The organism is Sphingopyxis sp. Geo48 (assembly GCF_949769155.1).
Classification (GTDB): Bacteria; Pseudomonadota; Alphaproteobacteria; order Sphingomonadales; family Sphingomonadaceae; genus Sphingopyxis.
This window is the reverse complement of record NZ_CATKPA010000001.1, coordinates 862,982-888,619: the sequence shown is the minus strand read 5'-3', so window position 1 is coordinate 888,619 and position 25,638 is coordinate 862,982. Positions and strand designations below refer to the sequence as shown.

General features: G+C 63.2%; 28 protein-coding genes. 15 read left to right on the top strand and 13 right to left on the bottom strand.

Annotated features, from left to right (window positions below):
• The 4 genes from QOL79_RS04570 to QOL79_RS04555 are packed head-to-tail and all read left to right on the top strand — an operon-like array spanning position 1 to position 4,459.
• Positions 1-615, top strand: coding sequence for a class I SAM-dependent methyltransferase (locus tag QOL79_RS04570; RefSeq protein WP_283418787.1), 615 nt, complete (start codon positions 1-3; stop codon positions 613-615).
• 40 nt (positions 616-655) lie between these two features.
• Positions 656-1,252: an RNA polymerase sigma factor gene (locus QOL79_RS04565; RefSeq protein ID WP_283418786.1), complete on the top strand. Its 597-nt coding sequence runs from the start codon at positions 656-658 to the stop codon at positions 1,250-1,252.
• An 8-nt stretch (positions 1,253-1,260) separates the two neighbouring features.
• Entirely contained in the window at positions 1,261-2,199 is a 939-nt protein-coding gene (locus QOL79_RS04560; RefSeq protein ID WP_283418785.1) for a FecR family protein, read from the top strand.
• The gene (locus tag QOL79_RS04555) at positions 2,165-4,459 is read left to right on the top strand and encodes a TonB-dependent receptor (protein WP_283418784.1); all 2,295 of its coding nucleotides are present in this window, start codon (positions 2,165-2,167) and stop codon (positions 4,457-4,459) included. The genes QOL79_RS04560 and QOL79_RS04555 overlap by 35 nt, the downstream gene beginning before the upstream one ends.
• 109 nt (positions 4,460-4,568) lie before the next feature.
• Here QOL79_RS04555 and QOL79_RS04550 read toward each other — a convergent pair whose 3' ends face one another.
• Genes QOL79_RS04550 through gntA form a run of 3 tightly spaced genes read right to left on the bottom strand, consistent with a single transcriptional unit; the run spans position 4,569 to position 6,671 of the window.
• On the bottom strand, positions 4,569-5,438 hold the full coding sequence (locus QOL79_RS04550) for an ATP-grasp fold amidoligase family protein (RefSeq protein WP_283418783.1): 870 nt from the start codon (positions 5,436-5,438) through the stop codon (positions 4,569-4,571).
• Positions 5,425-6,015, bottom strand: coding sequence for a DUF1989 domain-containing protein (locus QOL79_RS04545; RefSeq protein WP_082657583.1), 591 nt, complete (start codon positions 6,013-6,015; stop codon positions 5,425-5,427). Before QOL79_RS04545 ends, QOL79_RS04550 begins: the two co-directional genes overlap by 14 nt.
• Positions 6,012-6,671, bottom strand: coding sequence for a guanitoxin biosynthesis heme-dependent pre-guanitoxin N-hydroxylase GntA (gntA, locus tag QOL79_RS04540; protein ID WP_204994386.1), 660 nt, complete (start codon positions 6,669-6,671; stop codon positions 6,012-6,014). Before gntA ends, QOL79_RS04545 begins: the two co-directional genes overlap by 4 nt.
• 221 nt (positions 6,672-6,892) lie before the next feature.
• Between gntA and QOL79_RS04535 the strand changes: the two genes are divergently transcribed.
• From QOL79_RS04535 to QOL79_RS04520, 4 genes are all read left to right on the top strand, one after another.
• The gene (locus QOL79_RS04535; protein ID WP_283418782.1) at positions 6,893-7,567 is read left to right on the top strand and encodes a cytochrome b/b6 domain-containing protein; all 675 of its coding nucleotides are present in this window, start codon (positions 6,893-6,895) and stop codon (positions 7,565-7,567) included.
• Between the two features lie 63 nt (positions 7,568-7,630).
• Entirely contained in the window at positions 7,631-8,110 is a 480-nt protein-coding gene (locus tag QOL79_RS04530; protein WP_283418781.1) for a helix-turn-helix transcriptional regulator, read from the top strand.
• Positions 8,107-8,799, top strand: a complete 693-nt coding sequence (locus QOL79_RS04525; RefSeq protein WP_058454216.1) for a VIT1/CCC1 transporter family protein — start codon at positions 8,107-8,109, stop codon at positions 8,797-8,799. The genes QOL79_RS04530 and QOL79_RS04525 overlap by 4 nt, the downstream gene beginning before the upstream one ends.
• A gap of 45 nt (positions 8,800-8,844) precedes the next feature.
• Complete coding sequence (locus QOL79_RS04520) at positions 8,845-9,426, top strand: LysE family translocator (RefSeq protein WP_283418780.1); 582 nt, start codon at positions 8,845-8,847, stop codon at positions 9,424-9,426.
• 450 nt (positions 9,427-9,876) lie between these two features.
• Here the strand turns inward: QOL79_RS04520 and QOL79_RS04515 are convergent, their stop codons facing one another.
• From QOL79_RS04515 to QOL79_RS04505, 3 genes are all read right to left on the bottom strand, one after another.
• Positions 9,877-11,136: a Glu/Leu/Phe/Val family dehydrogenase gene (locus QOL79_RS04515; protein WP_283418779.1), complete on the bottom strand. Its 1,260-nt coding sequence runs from the start codon at positions 11,134-11,136 to the stop codon at positions 9,877-9,879.
• Positions 11,137-11,364: 228 nt separating this feature from the next.
• Positions 11,365-11,727 carry a c-type cytochrome gene (locus QOL79_RS04510; RefSeq protein WP_283419040.1) on the bottom strand — a complete coding sequence of 121 codons (363 nt, stop codon included), beginning with the start codon at positions 11,725-11,727 and terminating at the stop codon, positions 11,365-11,367.
• Positions 11,728-11,796: 69 nt separating this feature from the next.
• Positions 11,797-12,384 (bottom strand): ferritin-like domain-containing protein, encoded by a 588-nt coding sequence (locus QOL79_RS04505; RefSeq protein WP_283418778.1) that lies wholly within the window; start codon positions 12,382-12,384, stop codon positions 11,797-11,799.
• Between the two features lie 163 nt (positions 12,385-12,547).
• On the opposite strand from QOL79_RS04505, the gene folE reads away from it, so the two are divergent.
• Positions 12,548-13,195: a GTP cyclohydrolase I FolE gene (folE, locus tag QOL79_RS04500; protein ID WP_283418777.1), complete on the top strand. Its 648-nt coding sequence runs from the start codon at positions 12,548-12,550 to the stop codon at positions 13,193-13,195.
• A gap of 38 nt (positions 13,196-13,233) precedes the next feature.
• On the opposite strand, the gene QOL79_RS04495 is transcribed toward folE, so the two are convergent.
• The 3 genes from QOL79_RS04495 to QOL79_RS19570 form a co-directional block, all read right to left on the bottom strand.
• A complete protein-coding gene (locus tag QOL79_RS04495; RefSeq protein WP_283418776.1) occupies positions 13,234-13,929 on the bottom strand; it encodes an RNA polymerase sigma factor in 696 nt (231 codons plus the stop codon).
• An 864-nt stretch (positions 13,930-14,793) separates the two neighbouring features.
• Positions 14,794-15,057 carry a hypothetical protein gene (locus tag QOL79_RS04485; protein WP_204994454.1) on the bottom strand — a complete coding sequence of 88 codons (264 nt, stop codon included), beginning with the start codon at positions 15,055-15,057 and terminating at the stop codon, positions 14,794-14,796.
• A gap of 111 nt (positions 15,058-15,168) precedes the next feature.
• A complete protein-coding gene (locus QOL79_RS19570; protein WP_283418775.1) occupies positions 15,169-15,561 on the bottom strand; it encodes a type IV toxin-antitoxin system AbiEi family antitoxin domain-containing protein in 393 nt (130 codons plus the stop codon).
• Between the two features lie 339 nt (positions 15,562-15,900).
• Between QOL79_RS19570 and QOL79_RS04475 the strand changes: the two genes are divergently transcribed.
• The gene (locus tag QOL79_RS04475; RefSeq protein WP_283418774.1) at positions 15,901-16,227 is read left to right on the top strand and encodes a hypothetical protein; all 327 of its coding nucleotides are present in this window, start codon (positions 15,901-15,903) and stop codon (positions 16,225-16,227) included.
• A 93-nt stretch (positions 16,228-16,320) separates the two neighbouring features.
• Here QOL79_RS04475 and QOL79_RS04470 read toward each other — a convergent pair whose 3' ends face one another.
• Positions 16,321-17,082 carry a crotonase/enoyl-CoA hydratase family protein gene (locus tag QOL79_RS04470; protein ID WP_204993844.1) on the bottom strand — a complete coding sequence of 254 codons (762 nt, stop codon included), beginning with the start codon at positions 17,080-17,082 and terminating at the stop codon, positions 16,321-16,323.
• A gap of 66 nt (positions 17,083-17,148) precedes the next feature.
• Positions 17,149-18,699, bottom strand: coding sequence for an acyl-CoA synthetase (locus QOL79_RS04465; RefSeq protein ID WP_283418773.1), 1,551 nt, complete (start codon positions 18,697-18,699; stop codon positions 17,149-17,151).
• A gap of 133 nt (positions 18,700-18,832) precedes the next feature.
• Between QOL79_RS04465 and QOL79_RS04460 the strand changes: the two genes are divergently transcribed.
• Genes QOL79_RS04460 through QOL79_RS04440 form a run of 5 tightly spaced genes read left to right on the top strand, consistent with a single transcriptional unit; the run spans position 18,833 to position 23,947 of the window.
• Complete coding sequence (locus QOL79_RS04460) at positions 18,833-19,141, top strand: hypothetical protein (protein WP_058453997.1); 309 nt, start codon at positions 18,833-18,835, stop codon at positions 19,139-19,141.
• A gap of 5 nt (positions 19,142-19,146) precedes the next feature.
• Positions 19,147-20,652 (top strand): class I adenylate-forming enzyme family protein, encoded by a 1,506-nt coding sequence (locus QOL79_RS04455; RefSeq protein WP_283418772.1) that lies wholly within the window; start codon positions 19,147-19,149, stop codon positions 20,650-20,652.
• 9 nt (positions 20,653-20,661) lie between these two features.
• Positions 20,662-21,654, top strand: coding sequence for an enoyl-CoA hydratase/isomerase family protein (locus tag QOL79_RS04450; RefSeq protein WP_283418771.1), 993 nt, complete (start codon positions 20,662-20,664; stop codon positions 21,652-21,654).
• On the top strand, positions 21,651-22,616 hold the full coding sequence (locus tag QOL79_RS04445) for a CoA transferase (protein WP_283418770.1): 966 nt from the start codon (positions 21,651-21,653) through the stop codon (positions 22,614-22,616). The genes QOL79_RS04450 and QOL79_RS04445 overlap by 4 nt, the downstream gene beginning before the upstream one ends.
• A complete protein-coding gene (locus QOL79_RS04440; RefSeq protein ID WP_283418769.1) occupies positions 22,613-23,947 on the top strand; it encodes an amidohydrolase family protein in 1,335 nt (444 codons plus the stop codon). The genes QOL79_RS04445 and QOL79_RS04440 overlap by 4 nt, the downstream gene beginning before the upstream one ends.
• Here QOL79_RS04440 and QOL79_RS04435 read toward each other — a convergent pair.
• Together QOL79_RS04435 and QOL79_RS04430 are read right to left on the bottom strand one after the other, a co-directional pair.
• Positions 23,944-25,128: a thiolase family protein gene (locus tag QOL79_RS04435; RefSeq protein ID WP_283418768.1), complete on the bottom strand. Its 1,185-nt coding sequence runs from the start codon at positions 25,126-25,128 to the stop codon at positions 23,944-23,946. The genes QOL79_RS04440 and QOL79_RS04435 overlap by 4 nt on opposite strands.
• Positions 25,125-25,538 (bottom strand): Zn-ribbon domain-containing OB-fold protein, encoded by a 414-nt coding sequence (locus QOL79_RS04430; protein ID WP_283418767.1) that lies wholly within the window; start codon positions 25,536-25,538, stop codon positions 25,125-25,127. Before QOL79_RS04430 ends, QOL79_RS04435 begins: the two co-directional genes overlap by 4 nt.
• Positions 25,539-25,638: the final 100 nt, after the last annotated feature.

The following is a 25,638-nucleotide window of genomic DNA, read 5'->3' as shown; positions in this document are numbered from 1 at the left end:
ATGGCGCTGGCGACAGCATTTGCCGGACAGCTCGCGCGGCCGCACGGCGCGGCCGGGCGGTTCGTCGGCCTTGCCATGGACCTGGCGAACCGCAAGCCGACCCGGCTCGCGCTCGATCTGCTCGCGCCGCGCGCGGGTGAGCATATCCTCGATGTCGGGTGCGGCACCGGTTCGGCGCTCGTCGCTTTGCGGCGACGCGCCGCTGCGCGCGTCACCGGGGTCGATCCATCCGACCTGATGGCGCGCATGGCCGCCGCGCGGCTCGATGGCGTCGGCGCGGTGCATCGCGCGAGTTTGGAGACGATGTCTTTTCCCGATGCAAGTTTCGACGCCGCGCTGCTCCTTAACATGCTCTACTTCTGCAAGGCGGACGGGATTGCCCTCTCTCGCCTGCATCGGACCCTCAAACCGGGTGGGCGGGTGGTGGCTTATGTCACCCATCGCGACGCAATGCGCGGCTGGTCGTTCACCCGCGCCGGCCTTCACCGGCTCTATGACGAAAACGCGCTTTTCGATGTCTTCGTCGCGGCGGGATTTGCGCATGATTGTATTTCAGTGCAAGCGCAGCCGATCACAAAGTCTGTTACGGGGCTTTTCGCCATTGCGACCCGATGATTTTCGGCGCGGCGCCCCCGGTCGGGAGACAGTTGCCGCAATGGAGCCGACTGCTGGTCTCGCATCACTGTTCGATCGGCATCGCGGCGAATTGCTGCGGTTCTTACGCGCGCGCTGCGGCAACGCCTATGAAGCTGACGACTGTTTGCAGGAATTGTGGCTGAAGGCCGCCAACAATCCAAGCGGTCCGGTAGCCAATGGGCGCGCCTATCTGTTTCGCATGGCGAACAATCTTTTGCTCGATCGGCGCCGGGGTCAGTATCGCGCGATGCAGCGCGACCGGCGTTGGCTGGAAGGCGATGGCGAAGCCGTGGCAAGCGAACTACGCGCCGATCCGGCGCTTCCCCCCGATGAAATATTGGCGCGGCAGCAGGAAGCCGACTTTCTGGCGCAGGCGATCGCAGCGCTGCCTCCGGGAGCACAGCGCGCCTTGCGACTGCACCGCTTCGATGGGCACGGTCAGGCGGAAGTTGCAACCATCATGGGCATTAGCCGCAGCGGGGTAGAGAAACATCTCGCGCTCGCGATGAGACATTTGCGCGATGCGCTGGCCGACTGCGGATTTTTCGACGCCGCGGCGTTACAGTGGCAGGGGCGGTCAGACGCGGCCAGGCCGCGACCGGATGAAAAGCTATGAATGGGGAAATGGACAGGATCGTCGCCGAGGCCGCCGCATGGCATGCCGCGAGCGACACCGACGACATGGATTGGGACGGCCTTACGCTATGGCTGGAGGCCGATCCGCGCCATGCCGCAGCCTATGATCAAATAATGCTGACAGGCGCCATCATCGATGACCATCGCGAGACGCTGGCACCGCGCATCGCTGTGCCCGCCAACGATGAAGAAGCGGCGCCGGCGGTCCCTCGCCGCGCAAAGTGGCTGGGTTGGGGCGGCGGCGCTGTTGCCGCAGCGTTGGTCGCAACGCTGCTCGTGCCACGCCTCGCCCAACCCGACCCCGCCATCTACGTCACCGGCGCGACAACACGCGCGATCGCGCTTGACGACGGATCGCGCATCGAACTCGCGCCGTACAGCCGGCTCGAAGTGGCGGGGCGCCACCAGGATCGCCTCGCCTTGGCCGGCGGGGCGTGGTTCGATATTCGCCACGACCCCGGCCGGAAAATGGCGATCACCGCCGATGGCCTGACGATCAGTGACATCGGCACGCGCTTCGACATTCAGACTGCCGGTGCCGGCGTGCGCGTCGCGGTGGCCGACGGCAAGGTGAAAGTGTCCGGAGCGCGCCTAGCGCGCAGCATCGAATTGTCCGGGGGCCGCAGTTTGCAGGTCGACGGCAGGACGCATATCGCGCAGGTTCGCGCCATCCCCGGCGAACAGGTCGGGGCTTGGCGCAGCGGCAGGCTCAGTTACGACCGCGCGCCATTGGCGCTGGTCGCGGCCGACCTGTCCCGCTATGCGGGCGTCAAGGTCGTGGTCGCCGACGCCGTCGCCGCCCGGCAGTTTTCGGGGACGTTGGTCATTGGCGATGGACAGACGGCGCTTCGCGATCTTTCGCGGCTCATGGGCCTTCGGCTTGACCGCCGCGATGACGGCTATCGCCTGGAATTGCCCACCCGCTGACGCGCGCGAACCAGCGCGGCAGACAATAGACATCCCAGCCGCCACTTTGCCGCGGGCGATCGATCAACTGTCGCGCGAAGCGGGCGTATCGATCGGCATCGAGGGACGGCTTCCCAATTTGCGGACACCCGCCATTCATGGCCAATTGACCGTCGATCAGGCACTCGCGCGCTTGCTGGCGGGCACCGGCTATGTCGCCCGACGGGTCGGCGGCAATGCGTGGCGGATCGAGCGCGTGCCCGTTTCCACTGCCACGCACCCACCGCCCTACAGTTCTAAGCCTCAAGATTCGAACGATCCAGCAACGATCATCGTCACAGCGACGAAACGAGAGGCCCCGCTCGCCAATTTGCCTTTGGCGGTGTCGGTCTTCATTCCATCCGCATCCGACGCGGGGGACGCGGCGTCGGATACCGCGCGCGTCGCATCGGCGGTGGACGGGTTCTCGATGACGGGTCTCGGGCCGGGCCGCAACCGCATATTCCTGCGCGGTATCGCCGACAGCGCCTTCAACGGCGAAAGCCAGTCGACGGTCGCGATCGTCCTCGACGGATCGCGTCTTACCTATTCCGCGCCGGACCCCGATCTTAGGCTCGTCGACGTCGAGCGGGCCGAGGTGATCAAGGGGCCGCAAGGATCGCTCTACGGGACCGGGGCGCTCGGCGGCACCTATCATATCGTAACCCGGCGTGCCGATCCCGAGAGCTTCACGGCCAGCATGACCGGCGGCGCCACACTCGTGTCCGGCGGCGGAACCGGCCTCTCGGGATCGGCGATCGTCAATCTGCCGCTCGCCCAAGGATCTGCCGCGTTGCGGCTGGTCGGCTACCGCGCCGAAGAGCCGGGGTGGATAGAGACCGGTAGGCGTCGCAACGCCAATCGCACCCGCGTCGAAGGAGCCCGCGCGGCGCTTGGCGTCGAACTGGGTGACCGCTGGCGGCTCGACCTGTCGGGAGTTGTCCAGTTTCTTAGGTCGCGCGACAGCCAATATGTCTATGCTCCCGGCGCGCGCTCGCGCGCTGCCCAACGCCCCGAGCCGCATGACAACGACCTGCGCCACATTGCCGCACGCTTGGCTCGCGAAGGCGATGTGACTGTCGAACTGGTCAGCGGCATGACCTGGCACGAGGTCGGCGACCAACTCGATGCAACAATGGGCGCCGGCCAGTTCGGGCTCGCCGATCCGCTCATCCTGAGCGACGACAGGCAATATCGCGTGCTCGATAATGAACTGCGCATCAGCAGCGATCGCGGACCGATCCGCTGGCTCGTCGGCCTGTCGTATGTTCGCGCCAGTCAAGACTTCGTCGCATCGCTGGCGTCGGCCAATGCGGCGCTGCTTATCGACGACGATCGGCGCACGACGAGCGATCTTGCGTTGTTCGGCGATGTCGGCTTCGCACTTACACCCAGGTTCAGCCTCGACGTCGGCGGCCGCGCGTTCCACACCCGCGTCTCGGAATCGCGGCTTGTTCCTGTGGGGACCGAATATGAACGCTTCGGGCGAACCGGCTTCACCCCGAGCGTTGCGCTGTCCTGGCATCCGCGGAGCGATCGGCTGATCTACCTGCGCTATGGCTCGGCCGTCCGGCAAGGCGGGTCGGACATCAATCCGGCGGGCGAGTTGCAATTGCTCAAGGGCGACGAGTTGCAAACACTAGAAGCCGGCTGGCGACAGCAACTGGGCAGCGGGCAGCTCGACGCCGGCCTCTGGTACAGCCGCTGGGACCATATCCAGTCCGACCTGCTCGAGAGCGACGGGCTGATCGAAACCCGCAATGCAGGGCAAGGCCGGATCGTCGGCGCCGAGGTGAGCCTTTCCCTACCGCTCGGCAGAGGTTGGAAGCTCGAAAGCGGCGCCAATCTCGTCTCGGCTCGCTTGGTGCGCAACAACCTTGGCATCGCGCTCGATGACCGGCGCCTGCCCGTCGTCCCCTCTTATGTCGTCCGCACCGCGATCAGCCGTGACTTCGAAATCGCTGGAGCCGAAGCCTCGCTGGCGCTGCGCCTGCGTTACGTGGGACCTTCAAGGCTCAGTTTCGACCCGTTGGTCGACCGACCGATGGGGAACCTGATCGAGGGCGGGCTGGAGGGACATCTGAAAGTCGCGGGGCTCGATCTGACCGCACGCGTCGAAAACCTGTTCGGCGAGGACGAGGACAGTTTTGCGTTCGGCAATTCGCTCCGTTTCGCGACGATGCGGCAATATACGCCCATGGCGCCCCGGCAATTCAGTATCGCGCTTTCAAAACACTTTTAGCGCGTGATCCCCGCTATTCGCGTGCCGATTGAAAACTCGCGCGGCACGCGGCGGGCAAGGGAATATTCCAGCTATGCGCGCAATCGCCTCGAATGCTGATGATCGAGTATCAACTTGCCATCGCATCTAGCCATAAGGCGCCCAGTTCGAGGTCGATCCAGTCTGCAGCGAAAGGGTCGAACCCTGAACCGGGATACAGACAGAATTCGCCAAAATAGGGATGGCCCTCGACTTCATAGAAATCGACGCGAAGAAAGCTCATGCCGCGCGCCAGGGTTTCGGCAGCGGAGAGCATGGCCGACAAGGAGAAGGGCGCTTGAGGGCGATCGATATTGTCGACCAAAGGCCGCCAATTGCGATCATGCAAAATCCAGCGGTGTCGGCCACCGCGATCCAAATGGACCTGCACATGGGTCGCCTGACCCCCGAAAACGTAAATCTTGTAATCGATCGGCAGCGGCAATTTTCCGCCGAGCAACGGTTCGGCAATCAGACCGCGCGGTACGTCGCGATAGGCCCATTCGTCGAGCCATAGGCCATATGGCGATCGCTGCCAGCGCTGCGACCGGCGTTGCAGCCGGCGCCATTGCGCCGCGGAGGGCGCTTCGCACAGCACAGCATTTTGATTGCAGCCATGACGCGCCTTGAGCATGGCAGGAACCGCAAAGGGAATCTCGTCGGACAACATCTTCCCCGACCAGAGCGTCGGAACCACCCATTCCGTTCCGAGCGCGGCCCCGGCGAGGCGCTTGGACTCGACCTTGTCCATCAGCAGCGTTTGGCCGGGAGACCGATCATATAATTTGCGCATCTGAACCAGTTCGGTGAACCGGATCGGCGCATCGAGATTGAGCAGGCGGCGATGGCGCCAGCCGTAACTGACGGCGACCCGCCAGCGAGAAAGCGCCGAGACGATGTCCCCGATCGCCGAGGATGCCGCCCGTTCGGTCGGCAAGACGGCCAGATCAGTCGACGGCATAGTGGATCGGTTTGAAACTGCCGCCGTTCGAAGCATAGGCCGAACAGGCGGTGAGCCCGACGATGCAATCGATGGATGCGCGAAGGCGGATATAATCGCCTGCCCGGCTGCGCGGCGCCAGGACCGACACCCTGCCCGTCGAGGGATCGATCGGCACATTCATGAAGATGTTGAAGGCCACCGGAATGGCATCCGGCTTGATCCCAAAAGGAGCGAGGGCTTCAGCGAGATTCCCCAAACAGCCGCGATGCACCGGCTTGTCGGGATAGAAGTGCCGGAAGGTCGCCTCGCTGCAGGGTGTAAGCAGGAAATCATGCGTACCCACCCGATCTTCCTCGATTTCGAACATGATCCGCGAACGGTTCGACCACAGGCGATGGCCCGTCGTCAGCCGGATCGTCTCCTCATAATCGAAGGTGCGCCCGTTCGACAGATATTCGCCCGTGTCGCCGGATGCATAGGCAACCATGTCCGACACCTGTTCGCCCTCCGGATCCCAGACCGTCAGCGCCTGTCCCGCCGCCATGGTAAAGGCGACGCCGCTTCGCGGAGCGATCTCGAGCTGCCCGGGTTTCAACGGCGCGGATCCCGAAACGGGCAGGTCCAGTCGGCCTCGACCTGCCGCCCGCTATACTGCCTCGCCTCGCTGGTTTCACCGTGCCGGGCGAGCATCGGATTGGCAAAGCCCGCGAGGGCCACATCGCGTTCGACGATGATGTCGCGCATCCTGTCGTAGCTTCCTTTTGTGCGTAGCTGTTCAAATTGGTCGTGGAGATTGAAGACGAGCGCCGGCCGCGAGAACCGGCGCGCCGGGCGAGAAGCGTTGGGGTGCAGCCCGACGACGAAAAAGGCAGCGCCGCCGAAACTCAACGAAAAATGCGGATCCTCCGGATCGGAGCTGACGGCCTCGTCGTACGGCTGACCGAGCCAGGCATCCTTGTCAGCGAACGACTGCAGCCGCGTCCACATGGCGGCCTCAAAATCCTGCTCGGACAAGTTAGAAGGCCCATCGAATAGAACGACGAGACTGCGCAGGCCCTCTCGCGCGCTTCCGAAATCGCGCGCCCAGTCGAGCAAGGCGCGGTGTATCTCCAGATCGTTCCATGCGCTCGTCATATCTCGCGCTTCGATGATCCGCAGATTACCCCGCGCCACCGCCGATTTGGCGCCGACGCAGGGAAAGCTCGGGTCAGAAACATAGGATAGGAATTCGGCGGCGCCGGGCTTGGACATTGGCTCTCCCTGAGTGGTCCAAATGCTGAACGTTTGCCGCCGAAAATGGTTCAGAGAGGACTTTTGAGGCCAAGGAAATGCTGCCGGCTTGAGGGGCTGGAAATCGTCTTTGACCGGCATTGGCGGCCCGATGCGCGGACATAAGCAGGCGCTTACACCTAAGACCCTAAGCAGTTTGCCGATAGCTTAGGCGTGCGCATCATGATCAACACCTTCAACCAATGAAGGAACGCCTCATGTCGATTTCGCCTCCTTCAAATCCCGATGAAGGTTTCGGGAAACCCGTTCGCCCGCGCCGACGCTGGGACCCTGTCGTCAAAGTGACCCACTGGTCGATCGTAACCGCGATCATCGCCAACGCGCTGTTCACCGAGGAAGGTTCGGGCGCGCATATTTGGGTCGGCTATGCACTGGCCGCCATCCTCGCGCTTCGCCTGCTTTGGGGGTTGATTGGACCCGCCGAGGCTCGCTTCTCGGCCTTTCTCCCGAGCCCCCGCCGGGCTCTTGCCCACCTGCGCGATATCAGGGTCGGCAAAAAGGAGGTTCATCGCTCGCACAATCCGCTCGGCGCGCTGATGGTCTATGCGATCTGGAGCATGCTCGGCGTCATCATCGCCAGCGGCATAGCTATGGCGGAGCCTCCTTCGACGGCTTTTCTCGATCGCGCAGAGCGGTCCGGCGATGTCGGCCGGCAGCTGGTTGTAGAACAGGGCGATCATGACGACGATGATGTGCCCGAAGGCGCAGGCGGCGAGGACAGCGTGTGGGAAGAAGTCCACGAGACGGCCGTCAATCTGCTCTACATTCTCATCGCACTGCATGTCGCCGGGGTGGCCTTCGAGACGCGCCGCAGCGGCCGGGAAATCCTGTTGGCTATGTTGCCCGGCCGCGCGTAAACCGTGGCCATGCAGGAAAGACGAAGATCGCTGGAACGCCGGGCGGTCGCGACCACCTTTCTGGTGATCCTCCAGTCCGTGGCGGCGATCTTCTTCATCGCCGATGTCGCTGGTGACATCGCCGCTGATGGCTGGAACATGCACCTGCTTGTCGAAAGCGGCGCGACCGTCGCACTTCTCGCCGGGGTCGGCTTCGGCGCTCTCCAGCTGCGCTGGCTGATCCTTCGCGCCCGACTTGACGAGACGGCGGTCGCGGCGGCGCGCGGCGCGATGTCGGACCTTGTCAGGCAGCGGTTTCTCGACTGGCAACTGACTGCTGCCGAGGCCGATGTCGCGCTCTTCGCGCTCAAGGGCTTCGATGCAGCCGAGATTGCGCAACTCCGCGGCGCGGCGTCGGGGACGATCCGGGCGCAACTCGCGCGCATCTACGCCAAGGCCGGAGTGCATTCGCAAGTCGGCCTGATAGCCCTGATGGTCGAAGACCTTGTCGACGGCGACGCGATCAAACCGGCCGAAGCCAAACCGCAGGGGAACAATGGATGAGAAGCCACCGCGAAAGCCATCTTGTGTCGCGCATCGGCTGGCTGCGAGCCGCCGTGCTCGGTGCCAATGACGGCATCGTGTCGACCGCAAGCCTCATCATGGGCGTCGCAGCATCGGGGGCCCCGCGCTCCGCGGTGCTTGTCTCGGGGATTGCCGGGCTTGTCGCGGGCGCGATGTCGATGGCCGCCGGAGAATATGTTTCGGTGAGCTCCCAGTCGGACACCGAGCGATCGGACCTCGAACGCGAACGGCTCGAACTGGCGACAGACCCCGATGCGGAGCTTGCCGAACTTGCCGGCATCTATCGAGCACGGGGCGTCGATGCCGATGTCGCGAAAACCGTCGCCATGCAGATGACCGCGTTCGATGCGCTCAGCACCCACGCCCGCGACGAGCTTCACATCACCGACATGACAGCGGCGCGGCCGATCACCGCCGCGTTCACCTCGGCCGGGACCTTCACACTGGGCGCCCTGCTCCCTGTGCTGGCGGCGGCGATGCTCCCACACGACTGGCTTGTGCCCGGCGAGGCCGTTGCATCGCTCCTCTTTCTTGCTCTGCTCGGATGGGTTGGGGCAACGGCGGGCGGATCGAGGCCGTTGAAGCCTGTCGCGCGCGTCGTCTTCTGGGGGGCGCTCGCCATGGCGCTGACGGCAGGTATCGGACGACTGGTCGGAACCGCCGTCTAACCGCGAAGGAACAGGCGCTTGGACATTATCGGGTTTGCGCTGGCGGTGCTGCTGATCGAGTTGACGCCGGGCCCGAACATGGCCTGGCTCGCCGGGCTTGCCGCAACCGAAGGCCGGCGTTGCGGCCTGTCCGCCGTCGCAGGCGTCGCGCTGGGCCTGCTCGCGAACGGCGTTCTGGCAGCCTTGGGGCTGGCGGCATTGCTGCAGGCTGCCCCGCAGCTCTGGAACATCCTGCGCTTCGCCGGCGCGGCAATGATGCTGTGGCTTGCTATCGAAGCATGGCGCGGCACCGGCGATGGATCACGATCCACACGGCCCGTCAGCTCGCCCCGCCGCGCCTTTGCGACCGGCGCCTTGATCAATCTGCTCAACCCGAAGGCTTATATCTTTTTCCTCGTTGTGGCGCCGCAGTTCCTGAACGGCGAGGCGCTCGGCATCCGCAATGCTCTTATCCTGTCGGTTATCAGCGTCGCCATCGCGACATCGATTCACCTGTCGATAGTCATCGCCGGAAGCGCGGCGCATGAATGGCTATCCGATCCGCAGCGCACCAAGATCGTGCGACGCGCGTTCGCGGCAATCATGCTGGCTGTGGCGCTGTCATTTCTTCTGACCGATCTGGGCTAACGGAATTCTTGCGCGGTCGCTCACCATGGCGTGGACTGGCCGACGGCGGTCAGTCCGCTTGTAGCGGGGAAGCGTTAAATGGAGACATTTCTGGCCCGTCCGGCCGCCGACACAGCTAGGGACCAATTGCAGAAGATCGTCGTCCCAAAAAGGGGACTGGTAACCGGCCCAATGCCCCTATTAATGCTTCAGTCGGCATCGCGCTTGCCTCTGCCGCAGGTGCGAGCCGTAGCGGACCCCAAATCATTTACTGCAGGTGGCCGGGCTGCTGCGCGCTATCATATTGGCGATCAGTGCTATGCTTCGCCCAGACGTGGCTGCCGACAGCCGCATCATCGCATACTTACCTCGGTGCAGGGGCCGTCCACCCCATCACGTCACCAGCCTGTTCGTGACGGCACTGCTTGCTCTGATCTTGTCGGCACGTGATGAGCTTCGTGCCCTGAAGAACTAAGGAAATAGGCCGCGGCGCTGCTTGGCATGCGACACGGTTTCGATTCCGATCGCTAGCGCCGCCATTCGATTCGAAATTCCAGCGACAGCCGCACGCGCCATCATTTTTTCGAAGCTCCTTTCCAAAATCTGGTTGAGGCGATTGCGAATTTCTACTTCGTCCCAAAAAAGCCGCTGAATATCCTGCACCCATTCGAAATAGCTGACAATCACGCCACCAGAGTTACACAAAATGTCCGGAAGCACAAAAATGTCGCCCCGATTGGTCAGGATTTGATCGGCTTCCGGGGTGGTCGGACCATTGGCTCCTTCGGCCAAGATCCGGCAGCGGAGTTTGCCCGCGTTTTCGCCATTTACGACTTGTTCGATCGCTGCGGGAACAAGAATGTCGCATGGCATCAATAGAAGCGATTGGGGATCGATTGCTGCTTCGAAAGCGAAACCCATCAAGCTTCCATTTATACGAACGTGGCGCAAAAGTGCCTCTACATCGAAGCCGCGGCGATCATAAATCGCCCCGCTATGATCGCTTACGCCCACGACTTTAATCCCGCGTTCTCGCAACTCCAGTGCCGAAACAGATCCAACATTGCCGAAGCCTTGGATAATTGCGGTGGCGCCGCTTGGAGTCAAACCGATACGATCCATGGCTTTGTCGACCAAGAATGCGAGACCACGGCCCGTCGCCTCTCTGCGGCCGGCGGTGCCGCCAGATTCCAGCGGCTTTCCGGTAACGATCTCGGTGACCGTGCTCCCGTGATGCATAGAATATGTGTCCATGAACCAAGCCATGACCTGTTCGTCGGTGCCCATGTCCGGCGCCATTACATCAATGTTGGGTCCGACGAAGGGGATCATTTCCTGCATATAGCGCCGCGAAAGTGCCTCCAGTTCGGCATAGGAGAGCAATTTGGGATCGACGGTGATGCCGCCCTTTGCTCCGCCGTAAGGGAGGCCGGCCAACGCGCATTTCCAGCTCATCCAGATTGCGAGTGCAGCCACTTCACTCACATCGACCGCGGGTGAAAAGCGGGTGCCCCCTTTGGTGGGGCCAAGCGTCAAGTGGTGCTGCACACGATAACCGGGAAACACCGCGATCGATCCGTTGTCCAAGTGAATCGGACATGAAACGGCTATGGCCCGCTTGGGCAGAAAAACTCTGTCACGAACGTCCAGATCAAGTCCGATTATATCGGCGGCATCCTCAAATTGGCGGCGCGCCATTTCAAATATCGGACCGCTAAACATAGTTTGCATTGATGTATTGCCTTGGAACTAGGGAGAGTCGTCGGGCTGACAGGTTGCGCGCCGTTGGCGACCAAAGAAGAAAAAGCGACGCGGCATCCGATCATTCGGCAGGCCGAACGATTTATGCGTCCGCGTGCGAAGGGGATGATGGCGAGTGCCTCTTCGAAGGGGGTGGCGAGGCACTCGCCATCTAGTCGGGTCGCGACCGAGACCCGGCTACTGAAGTACGTTGCAATGCTACTTTGGAACCGGTCTGCTCTGTTGGCGCAGATAAGCGATGACATCAGTGCGACGAGCTGGGTCTGTCAGCCGAAAGCCCATCTTCGTTCCCGGTATCATCTTCTGTGGATCTTGAAGAAAGCGATCGATCGTTCGGGCATCCCATATGATGCGCGACGCGCGCAGGGCCGCCGAGTAGTTATATCCTGCCATCGTTCCGGCGCGACGCCCGACAACACCGCGATGGGCTGGGCCCACTCGGTTCGCGTTTATCGAATGACAGCTGCCGCAGCTCGCTTGGTAGATTTGCGCGCCCCGCGCAGCGTCGCCCGTCGCGCTGCTTTGCGCGGCGACTGACGAACTGAAGCCGGCGACCAACATAATTGCGGTTGCGGTGACACGCATACCCAATCCCTTTCCGAAATCATCAAAGCGCTAGGGATCGGCGCTTCAGCCGAACAGAAAAGCAGTAGCCGGGATCGGCTGTCCCAACGCAGTGGTCAGCAGTGACCAGTGTGATGCTTCGTCGGCGGCGATTTTCGCGCACACTTGGGCGAGCTCCTTGCCACCAAGCGACGGCATCACACCGATGTAGGCGTTGGCCGCGCCCATCTCGTGCGACTGCGCAAGACGCAGAATGTCGTTCTGATTCTTGATCGCCGCCACATTAAGGCTTTCGACATAAGCGGCACGGGTCTTCGGTTCGACGGCCTTCCCACCCAGGTCGTGCACGGCACGTGCAAGCGCGTCTCGATGCCCTTTGTGGTGCCCTTGGAAAATCACCGCGAGGTCAAGCACGGGCTTCTGCAAAAGACCGCTTTCAGCCCCAATCTGATATGCCTCGATCGCTTCATGTTCGAGACCCAGAGCCACGTTCAGGATATCAATGTCGCCTTGGCTCGCTGTGACACCGGGGCCCTTGCCCATGGATCGAGCGAGTGCCGGAGCATCGCCGAGGATGCCGACGGCGACCGCAGACAATACACCCGTTCCGGTAAGGCGCATCAGGTTGCGGCGTGATTGTTGCATCTGTGTCATTCGAAACCCTTTCCTAAATGGACCCACAGCAAGACGATTGCCGCCTTGGGCCTGCATTCGATGCGGCACCGCGTTTCAGGTTCCCGAACTTCTTTTTCTTCCTCGAAGGGAACCTCGCTGCGTCGGCTTCATCGAATGGGTCCGCTGCTAGGAAAGGACGAAAATGGATCTCGTGACGGCGAATGAGCTGACCGAAAATAAGCCTCATACGGAAAATCTGGGTGATCTCGCTGCCTCTGATCGACCGAGCCGGGCAGCAATTGAAGCTGCCGTCCGAACGCTGATCGCAGCGGCGGGAGACAATCCGTATCGCGAAGGTCTGATCGAAACTCCGGCACGCGTCGCCCGGGCTTATGAGGAATGGTTTTCAGGCTACCAGATCGATCCCGCACAACATCTGCTTAGGGTTTTCGATGAATCGAACGACTATGAGGATACTGTCTTGCTAAAAGCGATCCCGTTCACGTCGACATGCGAACATCACATGGCTCCTATCATTGGTCATGCCCATGTGGCTTACCGACCAAGCGGCAAGGTGGTGGGAATTTCGAAACTATCCCGACTTGTCGACGGGTTTGCCCGCCGACTACAATTGCAGGAACGTCTGACCCAGCAAATCGCTCAGACCTTGAACGACATCCTAGAGCCGCGCGGCGTGGCCGTGGTTCTCGAAGCAAGCCACGGTTGCATGACCAGCCGCGGAGTAAACCAGCGCGGTGTCGCTATGGTGACCAAGGCTTGGCTCGGCGACTTTGCCGACGATGCCGAGCTACGACGTGAGTTGCTGATGTCCATCGCAAGCGGCTGTTGAAACATGAAAATCTGCACGCACAGGGGCAGCGTTTCGCCTTACTTGCCCGCGTGCATCAGACGCGTGAGGACTGCTTCGGTCAGCCTTTCACATCGCTTCCCAAGAAACGGAAAGCTGCCACGGACCGCGTCCGCCAATGTGGCGTCCAGCGATTTTCGCAGTAGTCGGCGTGCCCGATAGAGCCGGGTTTTTACTGTTTCAGGCTGCACGCCCAGAATTTCCGCGGTTTCCTCCACCGTAAATTCCTGAATGTCCCGAAGAATGAATGTCGGCCGAAAAACATCAGGCAAGGAATCGATGGCCTGCTCCAGCAACATGCGCGTTTCGGCTCGAGCGACATGCGTGTCGGGGCTTTCGACCGGCTGCCCCGCAGGGAATCCTATTACCGTCGCACTCTGTTGCTTAAGCGCGTCGGCCGCTTGGGCCACGGTTCGACGCCGGCGTAGCCGACCCCGGCTCTCGTTGATCACGATCCGCGTCAGCCAGGTGCCCAGACTCGAGTCACCGCGAAACCCGGACATAGCGGCAAAAGCGCGGGTATAACTCTCCTGGAGGACATCTTCTGCTTCGACATCGTCGGAGACTATTGCCCGCGCCACACGGTAAAGACTCTGATTGTAGCTCTCCATCAGCTGTCGAAAGGCGGATTCTTCGCCCGCGTTGATCCTGCCGACCAATCGCGTTTCGGCAACCCATTCGGATGTGGGTTTTGGCGTGGGTCGACGACTGCGCATGGCTGTTCCTGGCTACATTCCCACATTAGATGCAATTAAGCCAATCAGGTTCCCGCTTGAATTTCTCTCAGAGGCTGGCTTCTTCGTCGCCCCCTAGGCGTCGGCGGTCATCGCGAGGGGATCCGGCGACACGCCTCGGCGGACCTCGCCCCCTGCACCAAAACGACCTCCGCTTAACGAAGTTTGTCGATAATCTCTTCCGGGCGGTGTTTCTTGGCCGACATTCATATTCTCCTTCGTCATCCAAAATATCATCAATTTTGGACCGCTCAGAAGGGGGCAGATGACCGACCGGGCCTGTAGTTCCGGTCAATTTGGATGACGATCCCGAGCAAAAAGGGCGAACTCAAAATTCGGAGGAGCGCGCCTTGTGGGTGCAACGCCCTCTGATCCCCGCCGCGGAATGCCCTATGGGCACAGGGCGAGGTTCGTTACCGCGCCACTGGTCGGTTGCACGAAGCGGCCCACAAGAGGCGCAAACCGGCCTCGGTTCGAGCCCAGATGAATGACTGCTTTCCAGCACAGCCCGGTCGGGGTCGGAATGGCCAACATCAGGCGCAAAGCCGCCATCGGAATATGTCGCGAGTGCACGTGAGTTGAGTCAGGCGCGCCAATTCGGCGCTTGTCTCAAGGATGCTTACGATGACTTAGAAAACCCCACCATTCCGATATCTGCGTACGTCCGAGACGGCGCGTTTCCTTAGCCTCTCGCCGCGAACGATGGAAAAGCACCGCCTTTACGGCACCTGGCCGCGGTATCGAAAGCTTGGAGGCAGCGTGGTGTATTCCATTCAGGACCTGCAAGAATGGGCGGATCAGGATATCCGTACCAGCTCGTCCAGTCATGGGTCTGACTGATATCTCCTAATCCCCGTGAGCATGGTCACCATGCTCACGGCTTGAGCCTTCGGCCAAGAGGTCGTCCAATATGTCACCGAACCATGTTTCGAGAACGTCGAGAAGCTGAGCGTCGATCGGCATGATGTCCGGAAGGTCGGCAACAACGGTCCACTCCTTGGCATCCCGCCGTCTGCGCGCCGTGCTATAATAGTCGAACAGGTCATATTCCGTCACGACGATGTCGGTCCGCACAGCACGTCCATCAATGATCTGAAATTTCCGCTCCATGGCATCAGGATAGAAAGTGCTACGGCATTGTCGACTGAGGGCTTCGGACCGATGAGAGAGATGAAAAGCATGGGGGCGTAGGGAAGCGACGTCTTCGAAAACGGGTAGCCCTCATTCGGAGTAAAAATCGGACGGTTTGTCGTGTCGTGTCATTTGCGAGGTGCGTGATTCCTCTGACCTGCTGTCTTCGGCAGCGGCTCTGTAGACGCCGTAGCCAACTCTAATAAGGAGCCCTTCCCTGCACATCATGGGAGGATATTGCCGGGGAACGCCGACGGCCTCCAAATCTTTGGTCCGGACAGTTCCACTCCTTCTGGCCAGATCGATTGCACGCTCCCGCAATGATAATCGGGGTTGCGGTTCAGGGGTGCTTGGAGCTCTCCAAACCAACTTTCGCTGGAGTACACCTATATTTCTGTCGTTTTTCAAGATCTTCCGACCACAGGTACTCGTCACCGTGGTCGGCGGGGAGCCAACTTCTCTGAAATTATCTCGCCTCGTCATCGGTCAGAGGTCGTCCATAGTGTGGCTCCCACAAAGCCTTCGCCTCATCGACAAAGGCGGCCGAGAAACTTGATGGACTGACATCCGGAAGCGTGTCTGCGGCGCGAAGCCGCTTGACGCCCTCTCGCTTTCTGCTGGCTGAATAGTCGTGCAATTTCATTGATCCCGTCAGCGTCATGATATTCCGATCCGGTGAACGCGAGCCGCCGCTTCGCCTGCGTCCGGAGCATGCTCCGCCGTCACCTGGAGCAAGAACCCGCGTCGCCGTTCGGCGAAAGATTTGACCGCTTCGATCATAGCCATCTATGGTCGCCGCAACCGTCGGCCGGAGACCCGAGCATGAGCAACATCGCGGATTTTCGATCCCAGCTGATCGAGCTCTCGGCGCACGCTGCCAGAAGGCCGGAGGATTTCGGCGAAGGCGTGCGCCTGCTTTTCTCGTGCGGAAGCCGCAATCTGCCATCGGCGCTCGCCCAGGCCGAAGCCTGCGGCGTGGAAGCTCGGGGCGTTGGCCGGCGCCATATCCTCGTCGAAGTCCAGAACCGCGCGCCGACGGCTGAATGGCTTGCCGGCGAAGGAGCAGCGATAGCGGGATATTTCGAGAGCATCGGGGGCGTCAATCCGCAGATCGGCATCGACCGGGGTCCGGTCGACATCGACGACTAGGCACGCGAACCAGCTTCGGGCGAAAGCCCGCAGGCCCGCATTCCTGCCGGCAGCATGCCCGGCAATGAGGATGGCTGGCCCGGCCGCTTTCCCTTACTGCCCGGTCCAGTTCGGCTTGCGCTTCTCGGCGAAAGCTGCAGCGCCTTCGCGCGCATCGGGCGACTGAAACACCTCCGGCAGAAGCGCGTCCTGCCTTTCCCATCGCTCGCCCTGCGGCCAGCCGCGCGACTCGCTGATGATCTGCTTCGACACGCGTACCGCAGTCGGCCCATTGTCCTTGATTTCGCGGGCGAGTGCCATAGCCCCCTCGATCGCCGGCCCTTTGCTGATCCGGTTGATTAGCCCCAGCGCCATGGCCCGCTCGACATCGACAAAATTGCCCGTAAGCGCCAACTCCATGGCGACACGATAGGGAATCTGGTCGGGCAGACGCATCAAGCCGCCTGCGCCCGCTGCGAGGCCCCGCTTGGCTTCGGGTATCCCGAACTTCGCTCCGGCACTGGCAACGACGAGATCGCAAGCGATCATCAGTTCGAGCCCGCCGGCAAGCGCATAACCATCGACGGCGGCGATCAGGGGCTTCACGGGCGGCTTCAAGACCAGTCCGCCGAAACCGCGTCCGTCGACCACCGGGCTCTCCCCCCGCAGGAAGCCCTTGAGATCCATGCCCGAACAGAAAGTGCCGCCGGCGCCGGTCAGTATGGCCACGCGCAACGCAGGTTCGGCGTCGAGACGGTCGAGCGCCTCCGCAATGCCTTCGGCGACCGCCTTGTTCATCGCGTTCCGTGCCTCGGGCCGGTTCATCGTGATGACAAGAATCCCGTCTTCAACGCGCGTCGCTAGCTCTTCGCTCATAAATGTTCCTCCTTGATAACCGGGTAAGCTGTCCGCCCGGGCGACCTTCGCGCCGATGTCCCCGATTCAACCGGTGCGCTCGTCCGCCCAGTATCGATCACGGATCAGCCTCTTGTATAATTTCCCGGTATCGAGCCGCGGCAGCGCGGGATCGAAATCGACCGAGCGCGGACATTTGACCGGACTGAGGTTCGAGCGGCAGAAGGCGATCAGTTCCTGCGCGAATTCGGGCGTCGCATCAGCGGGGTCGAATGGCTGCACCACCGCCTTCACCTCTTCGCCGAAATCGGAATTGGGAACACCGATCACTGCGGCATCGGCGACGCGCGGATGCGTGATGAGCAGATTTTCGGTTTCCTGCGGATAGATATTCACACCGCCCGAAATGATCATGAAGCTCTTCCGGTCGGTCAGGAACAGGTAACCATCGGCATCGACATGACCGATATCACCCAGCGTACTCCACTCCGGATGCGCGGGATGACGCGCATCGCGCGTCTTTTCGGGATCGTTCAGATACTGGAAATCCCAGCCGCCTTCAAAATAGACGAGGCCATCGACGCCCGGGGCCACCTCCTCGCCCGCTTCATTGCAGATATGAAGCGTTCCCCAGTCGGCGCGTCCGACCGATCCCGGGCGTTCGAGCCATTCCTCAGGCGTGATGAAGGTCGATCCATTACCCTCCGATCCACCGTAATATTCGTAGATGATCGGCCCGAGCCATTCGATCATCTGCCGCTTAATTCCGATGGGACAAGGCGCTGCGGCGTGGACGATCTTGCCGAGTGACGAGAGGTCGTAGTGCGACCGGACAGCCTCGGGCAGCGCGAGCAGGCGGACGAACATCGTCGGAACCATCTGCATGAAGGTCACCCGGTAGCGCTCGATCAGGCGGAGCGTCTCTTCGGCGTCGAATTTGTCCATGACCACGAGCGTTGCGCCGAGGCGGTGCGCGACCATGCCATAAGCGAGCGGCGCGGTGTGGTAGAGCGGAGCCGGCGACAGGATTACACTGCCCTCCCCGACACCATAACGTCCCGATATGCGCTCGGCGAGCATGTGCGGCTCGTCGGCGGGACCGCCTGTCAGCGGCAGGCGTATTCCCTTGGGGCGCCCCGTAGTGCCCGACGAATAGACCATGTGAAAGCCGGCCGATTCATCCGCGATGCGATCCGCCGGTTGGGCAACAAGAGCCTTCTGCCAGGACAGGAGCCCATCAAGTCCGCTACCGAGGTCGAAAATGTCGGCCACCCCGGGGACCAGCACGGCGCGATCGCGAACGAGGGAGGCTGCTGCCGGGATATCGGCGTGGGTTACGAGCAGCCGTGCCTGGCTGTCGTTCGCGATATAGGCGGCTTCCTCGGCGGTCAGCTGGCTCGATATCGGGCAGATATAGAGGCCCGCCCGCTGGGCTGCCCAGTAGATCTGGAAATATTCGAGACAATTTTTCAGCCAGATAGCGATCGTGTCGCCCGCGGCAATACCGCGTGAACGGAAGAGCTGCGCACCGCGGTTGGCAATGGTTTCCAGTTCGCAATAGCTGACCGAGACACCGCTCGCAGCCATGACGATTGCCGGCCGATCGGGGGCTGTCTGCGCAAATTGCCTTGGATGCATCCCTGTCCCCCTCTCCGTGCATAGGCTTTTTGAGTTATATAACTACGTTTACTTTCTTTGTCGATTGACTTATTGATGTCGGGAAAGCGACAGGTGGCCGGATCCGAACGGCGACGGGAAAGGATGGAAGAGGATGGATTTGAGACCGGGATCGCGATGGAAGAGCGCGGTGTGCGACGCGCAACTGGTAGTGGTCCGCCCGCCGAGCAGCGCCGGTGAACTGCAGTGCGGCGGCGTCGCGGTCGTCCCTATCGACGATATGAGGGCACCGACCGGCGCGATCGACCCGCGGTTCGCGGACGGCGTCGCGATCGGAAAACGCTATGTCGATGAAGCAAGCGGACTCGAAGTGCTCGGTGCCAAGGCCGGTGCGGGCTCACTCGCCTTCAACGGGGTCGCGATGGCGATCAAGGGTGCTAAGCCGCTGCCGGCCTCGGACTGATATCGATGCGGACGCCGCTGCTCCTCGATATTGCCGCCGATGCCTGTCCCGATCGCCCTGCGCTCGGCGGCGGCGAGGAAGGTGATGATTTCGCTTCCTATCGCGCCCGTGCCAGTTGCGTCGCAGCATGGCTCGCAGCCCAGGGAAAGGCGAACACCGCCTTTCTGGGGATGAACGGCACAGCGCTGCCCGTGCTGCTCTTCGCCTGCGGTATGGCCGGGACGCCTTTTATTCCGCTCAATTACCGCCTCGCGGACGACGACCTCAACAAGCTCGTCGCCCGAAGCGCGCCATCGACGCTGATCGTCGACGACGACATGCTGCCACGCATCGCGCCAACCGACGGCGTCACCCTCATCGCCCGGAGCGATTTCGAGGCCGAGTTCATGGCGGGGGCGCCCCCCGAAAAAATCGACCTGCCGGAAGCCGCGAACGAAATTGCCGTCCTGCTGTTTACCAGCGGCACGACGGGCGACCCGAAGGCCGCGGTGCTGCGTCACGCCAATCTGACATCCTATGTCATGTCGACGGTCGAGTTTCTGGGCGCGGGCGAAGAAGAAGCCGCGCTGATTAGCGTCCCCTCCTATCATATCGCGGGAATCTCGGCGATATTGACCGCGGCCTATGGCGGGCGGCGGATCGTCTATCTGCCCGCGTTCACTGCGGAAGATTGGGTCGCGACCTGCGCCGCGGAAGCGATCACCCATGCGATGGTCGTGCCGACAATGCTCGACCGTATCCTCGACGTCATGGAACGGACCGGCGAGACGCTGCCCGCGCTGCGCGCACTTTCCTATGGCGGCGGCAAGATGCCCGAACCGGTCATCGCGCGCGCGCTGGCGAAGTTGCCGCATGTGGCCTTTGTCAATGCTTATGGCCTTACCGAAACCAGTTCGACGATCGCGCTGCTCGGCGCCGAGGATCATCGCGCCGCCTTCGCGTCGGACGACCCGTCTGTTCGCCGCCGGATCGCGTCGGTCGGCCAGCCGCTTCCGAGCATCGAGCTCGAGATCCGGCGCGAGGACGGCAGCCCGTGCGCGCCCGGCGAGCAGGGCGAGATCCATGTCCGCGGCGAGCAGGTGTCGGGCGAGTATTTGCACAAAAAGGCGATCGCCGACGACGGCTGGTTCGCGACCAACGACGCCGGCTGGCTCGACGAGGGCGGCTACCTGTTCGTCGAGGGACGGCTCGACGATGTCATCGTGCGCGGCGGCGAGAATATCTCGCCGGGCGAAATCGAGGATGTGCTGCGCAGCTTCGACGATATCGCCGATTGCGCCGTACTCGGTATTCCCTGCGTCCAATGGGGCGAAAAGGTGGTGGCGGTTATCGTCTCAAAGTCGGGTCAACCCGATACGGTGGCGATGGCGGCGGCGATACGCGCGAAACTGCGCTCGACCAAGACGCCCGAGCAATGGTTCGTGCGCGACGCCCTGCCCTATAACGAGACCGGCAAGCTGCTGCGCCGTGTCCTCAAGGCCGAACTGGCGGAAGAGGTCTGCGCCGGATAGGAAGGCGCGATGACCGGGCCCGACCATCTCGATGCCGACCACTTCTCCGCACCGGGCGGACATCCTCTGTGGCTGGTCGATGCGGCGGCCTGGCGCCGGCCCGTACCCCCCATCCAGGCGGTGGTGATCGGGATCGATCGCGCGGGCACCCTCCCGGACACCCGCACGGACGATTTCGACCTGCTGTTGACGTCGACTGCCGACGCCCCCCGGCCATGGGTTTCGCTCGGCGCGCGCGATTTTAATGCCGGCGTCGAGCGATTGGGCGCGGCGGTCTCGGCCAATCCGCTGGCGGCGACAATCGCAGCGCAGGTACTGCGGCTGGCAGAAAAGCTGACGATGGCCGATGCTCTCGCGGTGGAATCGCTGGCCTATTCCGCGCTGCTCGGCGGTGGCGAATTTGCGCGTTGGCACGCAGCGGCGAAGATCGATGCGGGCGCACCGGTTCCGCCTGCGCCGGTCCTGATCGAACGCACGGACAACCGTATCACGCTGACGCTCAACGATCGCGCCGATCGCAACGCGATGACGGCGACGATGCGCGACGCACTGTATGAGGCGCTCGCCAACGCCCTCGACGACCCCACCCGACCTGAGCTCATCCTGCGCGGCGCCGGAAAATGCTTCTCGACCGGCGGCGCGCTGCCCGAATTCGGTACCGCGCGCGATCTGGCAGAGGCCCATGCCGTACGGACGCTGCACAGTTGCGCCCGCGCGCTCGACGCGCTCGGCGCCCGCGCAACCGTCCGGCTGCACGGCGCCTGCGTCGGCTCGGGGGTCGAGGTCGCTGCTGCCGCGCATCGGCGGATCGCGACATCAGATGCATGGTTCCAGCTGCCCGAGCTTTCGATGGGGCTGATCCCGGGTGCGGGTGGCACAGCGACGGTCACGCGCGCGATCGGACGGCACCGGACGCTGTGGATGCTGCTGTCGGGCAAGCGCGTCGGCGCGGCGCAGGCGCATAATTGGGGACTGGTGCATGCGATCGAGGGCGGCGCATGACTGCGCTGCTCGATGCGGTGGCGGCGGCTGGCGAGCGGCTGGTCGCCGCATCGGGCGGGCGCATCGCCTTCGACCCGCGCCGCGCGCTGTCACGGCACGATGACCTGACGCTCGCCGCGCCGGGCGAGTGGTCGCCGAACCGCCATTGCCGGATGGTGAAGTGCAGCGAGGGCTGGATGGCGGTGTCGCTGGCCCGCGCGGAGGACCGCGAACTGGTGCCGGCGTGGACGGGCGCGGGACTCGACGACGAACCGTGGCAGGCGATCCTGGCAGCGGCCGGGGGGCGTGCGGCGGACGCGATGGTGACGGCGGCGGTGGAGCTGCATATGCCGGTGGCACGGGTCGGCGAAGCCTCGCCGCTGGTGCCATCCGAGCTCGGGAACTGCGCGGCGAAGGACGGGATCGTACTCGACCTGTCGGCACTGTGGGCGGGTCCCTATTGCGGGGCGCTGCTCGCAGCGGCGGGGCATGCGGTGGTCAAGGTCGAGAGCGACGGGCGGCCCGACCCGACACGGCTGCATACGCCGCAGCTCGATGCGCGCCTGAATGGGGCCAAGCGGCGCGTGTCGGCCGAAATCGACGGCGCCGAACTGCGCTCGATGATCGGCGAGGCGCGGGTGCTGATCACGTCCGCGCGGCCGCATGCGCTGGCGCGGCTGGGACTCGATGAAGAGCGTCTGTTCCGCATCAATCCCGACCTGTTGTGGATCGCGATCACCGCGCATGGCTGGCGCGGCGAGGCGGCGATGCGGGTGGGGTTCGGCGACGATTGCGCTGCGGCGGGCGGGCTGGTGCGCTGGGCCGAGGAGCGACCGCAGTTCGTCGGCGATGCCCTCGCCGATCCGCTGACGGGATTGACCGCAGCGACGCTGACGCTCGAGGCGCTGGCGGGGCAGCAAGGCGGGGTGATCGACGTTTCGCTTGCAAGGACGGCGGCGACTTTCGCAAAAGCGGTGGCGTGAGCGACAGTTTCGACCTGATCATCCGCAATGCACGCGGCGCCGACGGCGCCCCGCTCGCGGCGGGGGTGCGCGATGGGCGCATCGCCGCTCTGGGCCCGGCGGTGGCCGGGCATGGCCCCGAATATGATGCGCGCGGGCTGACGCTCGGCGGCGGGTTGCGCGATCACCATCTGCATTTGCTGGCGACCGCGGCACGGATGGAGTCGGTCGATTTGACCGATTGCCGCAGCGTCGATGTGGTGATCGCCCGGCTGCGTGCGGGTGCCGGCGCACCGGGGACTTGGGTGCGCGCGATCGGCTATGACGAGCGGGTGGCCGGGTTGCCCGACCGCGCAACGCTCGACCACTGGCTGGCTGACCGGCCGCTGCGGGTGCAGGATCGCACAGGGGGTTATTGGCTGCTCAACAGCGCGGGGGTGACGCTGCTCGGCGAAGCCCCCTTTCCCGCATGTGTCGAGCTTGGCGCGGACGAACGGCCGAATGGGCGAATCTGGCGCGGCGATGCGTGGCTGCGCGACCGGATCGGCGCCGCGCCGCCTTCGCTGGCGGCGCTGGGAGAAAAGTTCGTCAAATGGGGTGTGACCGGCGTGACCGATGCCGGGGCTTCGAACGGCGCGGCCGAGGCGGCACTGCTGTCGGGGGCGATGCCACAGCGGCTGGTGATGATGGGAACCGAGGCTTTGCCCGTGGGCGACGGCTATGCTCTTGGGCCCGTAAAGCTGCTGCTCGACGAAAATGATCTGCCGCCGGTCGAGGCGGTGGCGGCGCGGATTGTGGCGGCGCGGGCGCTGGCGCGGAATGTCGCGGCGCATTGCGTGACGCTGGGTGAACTGGTCTTCTATCTGGCGGCGCTGGAGGTTGCAGGCGGCGCGAAACCCGGCGACCGGATCGAGCATGGCGGGGTGATAGCGGCGAGCCTGATCCGCGACATCGCAGCGGCGGGTCTGACGGTGGTGACGCAGCCCAACTTTATCCATGATCGCGGGGACCGCTATCGGGCGCAGATGGACGGAGATATGCTGGTCGACCTCTATCGGCTCGGCTCGCTGGCGCGTGGCGGGGTGCGGGTGCTCGGGGGGTCGGATGCACCTTATGGCGATGCGAACCCCTGGGTGGCCCTGCGCGCGGCCACCGATCGGCGGACGCGGGGCGGTGATGTGATCGGGGGCGGCGAAGCGGTCGGCCGGGCAGAAGCGCTGGCGCTATATGAGGGGCCGCTCGCAGTCGGGGCGCAGGCGGACCTGATGCTGTACGCTTGGCCCGACGATAGCGACGCGCTTGGCACCGTGGCGCTGACGCTGATCGGCGGCGAGATCGTCTGGCAGACCTAGTCGCGGACCAGCAGCATCGCACCCGCGAGCGGGCCGCCCGACGTCGAGGTAGCGCAAATTTTTGGGTCGCCCTTCACCTGCCGCGCCCCCGCGCGTCCCCATAGTTGCGTGCAGGCTTCGTGCACCGCGCCGTAGGCATGAAGCCGGCCGCCCGACAGCGCGCCGCCGCCGGTATTGACGGGGAGGTCACCATCGAGCGCTATCCGCCTTCCGCCTTCGATGAAATCCTTGGCGCCGTAGCGCTCGCAAAAGCCGAAATTTTCAAGCCAGTTGATCGTGTGGAAGCTGAAGCCATCGTAGAGCTGCGCGATGTCGACGTCGGCGGGTTTGAGGTCGGTGCGACCCCACATCATCTCCGCAACCTTCGGCTGCGCTTGCGTGTCGAGTTCGCCCAGCTGTGTCCAGCTGTTGCGGTAACGCATCGACGAGCCGATCGCCTCGATCCGGATCGGCGGGTTCCTTAGGCCCCGCGCTACATCCATCCGCGACACTATGATCGCAGCGGCGCCGTCGATCGGCACGTCGCAATCGTACAAGCGCAGCGGCGTCGCGATGATCGGCGAAGCGAGATAATCGTCGAGGCTGATCGGCGTCTGGTAGATTGCCTTGGGATTGAGCGCGGCATTGCGATGCTGGTTGACCGCGATCTGCCCGACCTGCTCGGGAGTAATCCCGCTCTTGTGGACATAAAGGTTGAAGAACAGCGCCTGCTGCAGCGCTGCGGCGTAGGTGTAATAGGGCGCGTACCACGAAAAAGGCCCAGCCTGCCGCTGCCCTTCGCGGAGCAGCGAGTTGGCATAAGCGGTTTTGCGCGCGGTCGCTTCGTACATCGTCCGAAAGATCAATACATTGCGACACAGCCCCGCTGCGATCGCACCGATCGCGTTGAATACCGCACCATATTGGCCCGGTGCTTCACCGCCGCCCGCATACCAGTTCACCTCCAGCCGCAACGCGTCCTGCAATGCCGCGCAGCCGACCGGCGAGAAACCCGAGCCGTCCGCGCGCTCGCCGGGCCAAGTCGCAATGCCGTCGATATCGGCGCGTGTTAGGCCCGCATCGGCGATGGCCTCGAGCGCGGCGTCGACGGTCAGCGCAAGCGCCGACCTGGTCGCGCCGCGCGACACGTCGGACATGCCGACGCCGCTGATCGCGGTATTCTTTTCGGCGAAGCGGATCATGATTGGACTGGCCGGAAAAGCGGGATCCACAGATCGCCGGACGGCTCGAAAACGACTTCGACAGCCATGTCGAACGTCACGTCCTCGGTCGCACAGTCGACAATATTGCAGGGGATGCGGACATCGTCCTGCTCGTCGATTGCGACAAGCGCGAGCACATAGGGAACCGGCAGACCCGGTACCCACGCCTTGTGATTGACCGTGAAAGTGACGACGCGCCCGCGCCCCGACACCGCTTCGGGCGCGACCCTGCTGCTTTCGCATTGTGGGCAGAACGGGACCGGCGGGTGCACGTAATATTCGCAGTCCCCGCAACGATGGATGGCAAGCCTGCCCTCTCGCCCCCACGTCCAATAGGCTTCGCTGTCGCGGTCAATGACGGGCAGGATGCGCGGCGGTGCTTCAGTCATTCTGACTCTCCCACTCATAACACCAGGTCATAAACCAATAGTTGACATATCGTCAATTTTTGCGATGATGCGCGCAACAACAAATCAGCTGGAAGAGGAG